This is a genomic window from Pseudomonas sp. 05T35 (assembly GCF_056396605.1).
Map to the genome: position 1 here is coordinate 1 of NZ_JBFTLU010000381.1, position 7982 is coordinate 7982.

The following is a 7982-nucleotide window of genomic DNA, read 5'->3' on the forward strand; positions in this document are numbered from 1 at the left end:
CTTGCAGATAGATTGTGCTGGTGCGCAAAGGCCTCGGCCTCGGCCATGTAGATCTTGTTGTGCTTTGGCACTCGTTTGTCTGGTAACAGGGCGTTGCCAAAGTGCTGGGTGACATCGTTTTCGTTGGTAATCAGTACGGCGGCGATCGCCGGATCGTCTTTGTAGGCGAGTCCGGTGTAGGTGTTTACATGGGTCAAATAGGCCTGAGCAAAGCGCTTCATTGCCCGCTGAATGGTGATGTTTACATAGGCATAGCCCTTCAGATCGGCGTTGTTCTGGCCATTCTTTGGCATTTCATCGAAGCCATAGATGTTGTCGTTTGCAGTCAAGGCTCGCTCGACGTGCATATCGAGCCATACATAAATGCCCTCGTCTTTGAGGCACTTGATCCACCAGTCGATTTTTTTCAGTGAGTCCGGGCTTAGTTGCTGAGTGTCATGCGTGAGGTTGCTGTCGCGAAAGATGTTTGGGCTGACCCATGGGGAGTCATGGTGGTGCAGTCGTACGAGATTGAAGCCGAGTGCCGACAGACGTTTGGCCTGCAGCTTGATTGCATCGTCTGGCGTACGAAACAGCGCATAGGCCGTCAGGTTAGTGCCCCAGAAGCGCGCTGGGGTGTTGTCTGCAAATAACAGTTGCTCGCCGGATACTTTGACGAAGCCACGCTTGCCTGCAGGTTTTTCGTGAGCGTTCAGAAAGGACAGATCGACCGGCGAGGTTTTCCAGTCGAGCGTGTCACTCGGCCAGCTCCTTGTATCCGCCAGCCCGAAACGCTCGGTTGTGGTCGGACCGAGTACCACATCGCCAGATAGGCTCAAGGTGGCTTTGAAATTTTGGCGGCCGGGTTTGATCGTGTTCTTGTAAAAAAAAGCACGCACCTGAGATTTATCACCGGGTTCAAAGTACACACTTGCCAGTGCAGGCTCAAAACGCATCTCGATGCGTCGGCTTTGTGTATTCCCCCAGGACCAGCCGCGGTTGTCGGGTAGCAAAGCCGGCTCACCCATTTCTCCATCGTAAAGGGCAGGATCGAACTTGAAGACGATGCCCCCGCCCATCACGTCCGGCATCATGCTGTGTGCATCCAGGGCAATGTTCAAGGTCAACTTCTGCTCGTCTTCCTTCTGAATCTGCGCAGTCACGTCGAAATCCAGCTTTTTGTTCTTGCCTGCAAGGGAGTAGCTATAAGGGGAGTTCACTTTGAATGCGGTCGGCAAATCCGTCCATTCCCAGTTGCTCCCCCAGAAGGCGAATGAAGAAGAAACTACAGGGTTGCCACCGCGCGCCAGCATTGGCAGACCGCTGCGCTCATCCACGCTGGAGACCCAGTCCGACGCCCAGGTGCTAAACGGCCAAACAGCAAGGAGAACCACTAGCAGCATATGGGCGCGGTGAACAAAAGAGGCCATGAGCGTTACCAGGGTTGAAGGTTGGCGCTCGCAATGCTTGCAGTCTCAGTGCGCTTGAGCCTGCGCACCATCTGAGCATAGGCCACACCCAGTCCGGCCACCGACCAATACACCACGGGGATCACCGTGATACTGCTAACGGTAAAGATGGTCACCAGTATCCCGGCCAGTACCGCCAGCAGCGCACGTCCGAGTCGGCGCGCCTCATCGTCTTTGTAGGGGACCGAACGCATTGCTCTGCGGATGCTGAGCAGCACAGTGGCGAAAAAAACCACGAATAGCGTCAATCCGATCAGGCCGATGTCCAGCGCCAGGGCGATATAGGTATTCACAATATCGATGATGCCCTCGCCCTGAATCATGGACTGCATCTCAGGAGTGTTGCGGTAATCGAAAGAGCCCAGCCAAGGGTTGCGCTGGATGACGATCACTGAGTTATCAATCAAGCGCTGCCGGTACGTGATGTTCTCTACGTCTACCGTACCGATGAACGGTAGTAGATCGAGGAATTTTTGCCCGCCAGGCACGATGGCCAGCAGGGGAAGGGCGAGCACCCCGGCGATTGCCAGAAGCATCAGGCGTTTGACAGCTTTACGGCCGGTGGCGATGAACACGGTGATCATGACGGCCGTACCGATCCAGGGGCCACGCGACAGCGGTGCAAACAGACCGCCAGCCAGCAAGAGCGCGCCGAGGCATTGCTGCAATCGGCTGCGTACGCTCTCGTGCAAGAACAGGTAAAAGCCGATGGCCACGCTAATGACGTAACCCAGTGCGATTGCCTGGCCGGTGGTGGCGCTGGCGCGTAATGAGTCACCACGATCCAGGTAGCTGGACATTCCCCAGTGCATGTCCAGGGCGACAATCAGCGCGTTGTACAGCAGCCAATGGCGGGCAAATTCGACGAGACCAATAAGCGCCAGCACCATGGCGGCGAGTACAAATCCCAACAGAGCATCCTTGAAGTCGCTGAGTTCCTTCAGTGCCCTGCTGGCAACGTAGTAAGGCAAAAAAACGTCTGTGAACAGGTAGAGCGTCTGGCGCAAGGTGTCGGTCAGCGTGGTGTCACGCAGGTAAAGCAGGCTCGTCAGCAAGAGGTAGGCCGCTAGCAGTTTGTCAGGCCAGGTGCGTCCGAAGCTCAGTGTGCTTGCTTGCCTGCGTATCCTGAAAAAAGCTGGCAACAACAGACACAATGCGAGCAGACGAATATGGTTAAGTGCAAAAAAATAGTTGATCAGGCCGAAGCCGGGAATCTGTGCCGGGGCCGGCGGGATGAGAAACAGCAGAAGGAAAAACAGTGCCAGAGGATTGCGTTCGCGTTGTCGTGCGACGGTCAAAATGATAGCGGCAATGCCCGCGTACACCCAGAAACTGTGCGAGACAAAGGCCAGTAGCGTCAATGCGAACCACAGATTGCGGCGACGAGTGAAGTCGTGGTGTGGGATCAGGTCTTCTGCTGGTCGACGCGCCAGGGCAAAAACGACGCCAGCTAAAACCAGAATGACGATCAGCGCGCGAAAGTGCTCAGGCATGGATTCTTGAACTCATGGATGGGTGAGCATCGGCTAGTGAGATGACCAATTGTAGCTATAGTAACGTGCGTACCATTTGAGTTTGGGGTTGATGTCATGCCTCCAATTGATTTATCGCCATCGTTGAGCCTTCGCAGGCGAGCGATATCTGCTGGGGCATGGAATCTGGGTGCGCTTGTTGCCTCTCAAGCAATTCGCTTGGGCGGCAACCTGGTAATGGCGCGTCTGCTGATGCCGGAAATTTTCGGCGTAATGATCATCGCCACCACCGTTTCGGTGGTTCTGCACTTGCTTTCCGATGTCGGTTTGCGCCAGAACATTATCCAGAGCCCGCGTGGCGACGATCCAGTGTTTCTCAATACCGCCTGGACAGTGCAGATCCTGCGTGGCGTTGTCCTTTTTGCTTCGACACTGCTAATCGCGGGCTTCACCTGGTTTGCGCAAGTCATCAATCTGTGGCCGGCCAATTCCACCTATGCCGCACCGGAGTTGCCGCTGGTGTTGGCCTTTACCGGTTTTACCGCGATCATCTTTGGGTTCCAGTCGACGAAACTCGACTTGGCCGTTCGCGATTTCCAGCAAAAGAAAGTGGTGCTCCTCGACTTTGCGTCCCAGCTTGCGGGCCTGCTGGTGATGCTGGGCATCGGTTACTTCACCAGGTCTGTCTGGTCGTTGGTGATTGCAGGCCTGGTCTCGGCCATGGTCGGCACCGTTATTGGTCATCTATGGTTTCAGGGCCCGCCTAACCGTCTACAGTGGGACCGCTCTGCGCTTGAAGAGTTAGTCGTCTTCGGCCGTTGGATACTGTTGTCTTCGGCAGTGGGAGTATTGGCCATGTATGGTGATCGCATCTGGTTCGGCGGCAGCATGTCGGCCACTGAACTGGGCGTCTACTCCATTGCGGTGCTGATTTTGGGCACTCTTCAAACCGCCGTGCTCAGGTTGGCCGGGGCCGTGGCCCTGCCGGCCTTCAGTGAAGCCTCAAGAAGTAATGACACCGCGCGGCTGCGCGTTTTGTATTACCGCTTCAGATTGATTTTCGATCTTGCTTTGCTGTTTGTCTGTGGACTGTTCTTGACCGTCAGCCCGCTGATCGTGGGTGGGTTATACGATGAGCGTTATGCCGCTGCCGGCACCATGATGGCCATTCTTTCACTTTCCTTTTTCACATTGCGCTACACGGTGGCGCATCAAGTTTGGCTTGCCTTGGGACTCACAAAGTACCAGGCCATGGATAACATTATTCGCATTGTCTCGTTATGGGTGCTACTGCCGCTGCTGCTGGCGATTGGCGGGGTAAAGTATGCGATTTGGGGTGTTGCCCTGCATACGTTCCCTACGCTTGTCCTGATTGTTTATGTCAATCGTCAGGTGGGGCTGTTCGATCTCAAGCGTGAACTGGTGGTGCTGCCAATGCTGGCGGTGGGGGCTGTGTGTGGAGAGTTAGTGTTGGGTGTTGCTAAATGGCTTTGATTCGATCGATGTCTCTTGCTGTTTCCAATGCTGTGACAGACCGTCACGATGTGTTGATTGATGGAAATTGCTTGGCTGGAAGTGCATTGAGTTTGAATAGGCTTTCAGCGGTTTTGGAGGTGATCTAATGGTTTGAAATGGGTCATGATGTAACGCTCGTTTCCCCGCCTGCACCTCCTGTTCCGCTGGATAAGAAGATGAAGAATTTCATCACGGGTGAGGGGTTGCCGATAAGCGAAAGAAGTCCATCTCATTTAGACGGTCTTGGTCTTGATCACCGGGTGATAGAAAAATACAGGCCTATTGTGGATTCGGATGTTCCAGATGCGGATGTTGTAATTGCAACGTGGTGGGAAACGGCTGAGTGGGTGAACTCTCTAGGTCAGGCCAAGGGTGTAAAAGTATATTTTGTGCAGGGGCATGAAGTGTTTCCTTATTGCCCGGTGGATAGGGTGGTGGCGACCTATAAGATGCCTTTGCATAAGATAACCATTTCGAAGTGGTTGGCTGATGTCATGAGCAGGGAGTATGGCGACTCTGATGTTAGCCTGGTTGGGAATAGTGTCGATCATCAGCAATTTTTTTCCGCGCCGAGGGGAAAACAGCGTTGCCCAACAATCGGTTTTTTGTATCATGAAGCGCCATTTAAGGGGGTTGATGTTGCGCTCCAGGTAGTTTCTTTGCTCGAGAAAAAATTTTCAAAACTTAGAGTTATAGCCTTTGGAAGTGCTCCTCCGAGTGGTCTTTTAAAACTTCCAAAGAGTCTTGAGTTTCATCTTTCTCCCGATCAACATCGTATTCGTGATTTATATGCACAATGTGATGTCTGGCTCGCAGCAAGCCGGAGTGAAGAAGGCTTTAATCTGACGGCGATGGAAGCGATGGCGTGTAGGACTCCGGTAGTTTCAACGCGTACGGGCTGGCCGTTAGAGGCAATAGCTTGTTTCAAAAACGGCGTACTGGCCGATATTGATGATACTGTTGCCTTGGCTCATGGTGTTGAATGGCTATTGACTTTAGACGAGCAGGGGTGGCGTGCGGTTTCAGAAATGGCATGTCAAACGGTGGCTTCAAGTTCTTGGGAGAACTCTGCAAAATTATTTGAAGCGGCACTTAATGACGCGTGTGTGAGGAGTTTTTCTTAGGAACGATTGTTTTAAACGGGGCTTGAATGATGTCGATTTATAAAAGGTTTTGTAATCCGACGATGAGAGTTCAGCCGTTTCTTGGGGGGCGATCTAATGAGTAGTGTCCCTCTTGATGTGTTAGTGGTTAACTACAATACAGCGACGCTGCTGCAGCCCATGTTTAATGCGTTGCGCGAGTCAAATAGTGCAGATCGAACGCGCTATTTAGTGGTGGATAATGCCTCTGCCGATAATTCACTGGAGTGCCTGGCAACTATTTGTCCAGAGGCATTGCTGCTGGCCAATGAAAATAATGTTGGCTTTGGTCGTGCCAACAATCAATTGGTTGAGCACCTGCAGGGCAACTACGCGTTGCTCCTCAATACCGATGCCTTCGTTGCTGCTGATACCCTGAGCAAGACCCTCGATTACATGGAGGCTCACCCTGATTGCGGAGTCCTCGGCGTTCGGTTGGTTGGGCGAGAGGGTGATTTGCAGCCCTCCTGTCGCTATTTTCCGACGCCGTTGAATGTCTTCCTCTCGCGTACAGGGCTTGAACGCTTTTTCCCTGTGGTGAAGAGGGTCGACGACATGGACTGGGATCATGCCTCGGTCCGGGAGTGCGACTGGGTGCCCGGCTGCTATTACTTGATCCGCCGTGAAGTCATCGATCAGGTTGGCTTGTTCGACCCGCGCTACTTTCTTTACTACGAGGAGGTCGATCACTGCAAACGCGTTAAACAGGCCGGCTGGAAGGTGGTTTATTACCCGCATACCACGGTGGTGCATATCGGCGGTGAAAGTGCCAAATCGGTTGTCAAACTCAATGTGGTCAGTCGACAGATACCCAGGTTACAAATCGAAAGCGAGCTTTTGTACTTTCGCAAGCACCACGGTCTACCGGGTTTGGCCTCACATATGTTGCTGGTGAGCCTGGGGGACCTGATTCTGGCGCTCAAGGCTCTATTGAAAGGCCGCGGCCGAGCCGCCATAGGGGCGTGTTGGCAGCATGCTCGTGATACTTKGGCGTTGCTGCGCGATACCCAATTTGCTAGCCGACCAACACGGTAGGTCAACTTATGTTCGAAAATATACGTGCGGACTTGCGTGCATACGCTGGTGATTGGGCAGCTCAGGGGTTCTGGGTGATGCTGGTTTATCGCTTTGGGCGCTGGCGCTACGGAGTGCGCCCGGCATTCTTGCGAAAGTTGTTCTCCTTTATATACAAAGTGCTCTTCAAATTGGTGCAGATCGTGACGGGTGTCGAACTGCCGTGTGAGGTGGTGATCGGGCGCAACTTCGTCATCGATCATTTCGGCGGAATCGTGATCAGTGGATATGCTCAGTTCGGCGATGATTGCCGTATCCGCAATGGCGTGGTCGTGGGGCTCAAGAATGTGGATGAGCCGATTGCCCCGGTGATGGGTAACAACGTTGATATCGGTGCCGGGGCCAAGGTGCTGGGCAATATCCGCATTGGTAACAACGTCGTGATTGGTGCCAATGCCGTGGTGCTGACAGATGTACCGGACGACTCGGTGGCAGTGGGCGTGCCTGCAACTATCAAGAAAAGGCAGCGCGCAGAAGCAAGGGAATGCTTATGAGCCCTCCGGTGGACGATATCGAGCAGTTTTACATCGCTGAGTGAACTCAATGGCTACTGGTATCGGTGTCGTTGTTATCGGTCGCAATGAAGGCCTACGGCTTGAGCGTTGCCTGGCTTCGCTGGGCGGTGCGGCGCAGAAGGTTATTTATGTCGACTCTGGATCAACGGATGGTTCAGTCCAGATGGCACGGCGGCTTGGGGTCGAGGTGGTTGAGTTGGATATGTCGATTCCCTTTACGGCTGCGCGCGCGCAATGAAGGATTCGCCTGCGTGCAACGTTTATTGCCGGCGATGCGTTATGTGCAGTTTGTCGATGGTGATTGCGAGGTTGTCGGTGGCTGGCTGCCCCGGGCGCAGGCCTTTCTTGATGCTCAGCCTGAGGTTGCGGTGGTCTGTGGACGGCGCCGTGAACGTTTTCCACAGCGTTCGATTTACAACTTATTGTGTGATCTTGAATGGGATACCCCGATAGGTGAGGCCAAGGCGTGTGGTGGCGATGCGCTGATACGGGCTGACGCCTTCGCCGCAGTGTCTGGTTTTCGAGCGGATCTTATTGCCGGGGAAGAGCCTGAGCTGTGTGTACGTCTGCGTGCGAATGGATGGAAGGTCTGGCGCCTGGCTGACGAAATGACCTTGCACGATGCGGCCATGACCCGCTTCGGCCAATGGTGGCGGCGTACCCTGCGTGGTGGCTATGCCTTTGCCGAGGGCGCATTTTTGCATGGGGCCGCACCGGAGCAACATTGGCAGCGTGAGTCGCGCCGGGCCTGGCTTTGGGGCTTGGGTGTCCCGCTGGCGACTATGATCGCGAGTTTGATGCTGGGATGGTTTGGGC

General features: G+C 54.1%; 6 protein-coding genes and 1 pseudogene. 5 read left to right on the top strand and 2 right to left on the bottom strand.

Features of this window, described 5'->3' with window-relative positions:
• Both AC1DH9_RS23220 and AC1DH9_RS23225 read right to left on the bottom strand, forming a co-directional pair.
• Window positions 1-1409 (bottom strand): glycoside hydrolase 5 family protein (locus tag AC1DH9_RS23220; RefSeq protein WP_477808850.1); only part of this gene is annotated, 1409 nt, incomplete at its 3' end.
• Between the two features lie 5 nt (window positions 1410-1414).
• Entirely contained in the window at window positions 1415-2941 is a 1527-nt protein-coding gene (locus AC1DH9_RS23225; protein WP_427536445.1) for an O-antigen ligase family protein, read from the bottom strand.
• 96 nt (window positions 2942-3037) lie between these two features.
• Here AC1DH9_RS23225 and AC1DH9_RS23230 point away from each other — a divergent pair, with 96 nt between their 5' ends.
• The 5 genes and pseudogenes from AC1DH9_RS23230 to AC1DH9_RS23250 all read left to right on the top strand — a co-directional run.
• On the top strand, window positions 3038-4414 hold the full coding sequence (locus tag AC1DH9_RS23230; protein ID WP_427536447.1) for an oligosaccharide flippase family protein: 1377 nt from the start codon (window positions 3038-3040) through the stop codon (window positions 4412-4414).
• A 197-nt stretch (window positions 4415-4611) separates the two neighbouring features.
• Window positions 4612-5559: a glycosyltransferase family 4 protein gene (locus tag AC1DH9_RS23235; RefSeq protein WP_477808851.1), complete on the top strand. Its 948-nt coding sequence runs from the start codon at window positions 4612-4614 to the stop codon at window positions 5557-5559.
• A 96-nt stretch (window positions 5560-5655) separates the two neighbouring features.
• Entirely contained in the window at window positions 5656-6612 is a 957-nt protein-coding gene (locus AC1DH9_RS23240) for a glycosyltransferase family 2 protein (protein ID WP_477808852.1), read from the top strand.
• 8 nt (window positions 6613-6620) lie between these two features.
• A complete protein-coding gene (locus AC1DH9_RS23245) occupies window positions 6621-7145 on the top strand; it encodes a serine O-acetyltransferase (RefSeq protein ID WP_123425439.1) in 525 nt (174 codons plus the stop codon).
• 49 nt (window positions 7146-7194) lie between these two features.
• Window positions 7195-7982 (top strand): annotated as a pseudogene (locus tag AC1DH9_RS23250) (glycosyltransferase family 2 protein); the annotation flags it as partial.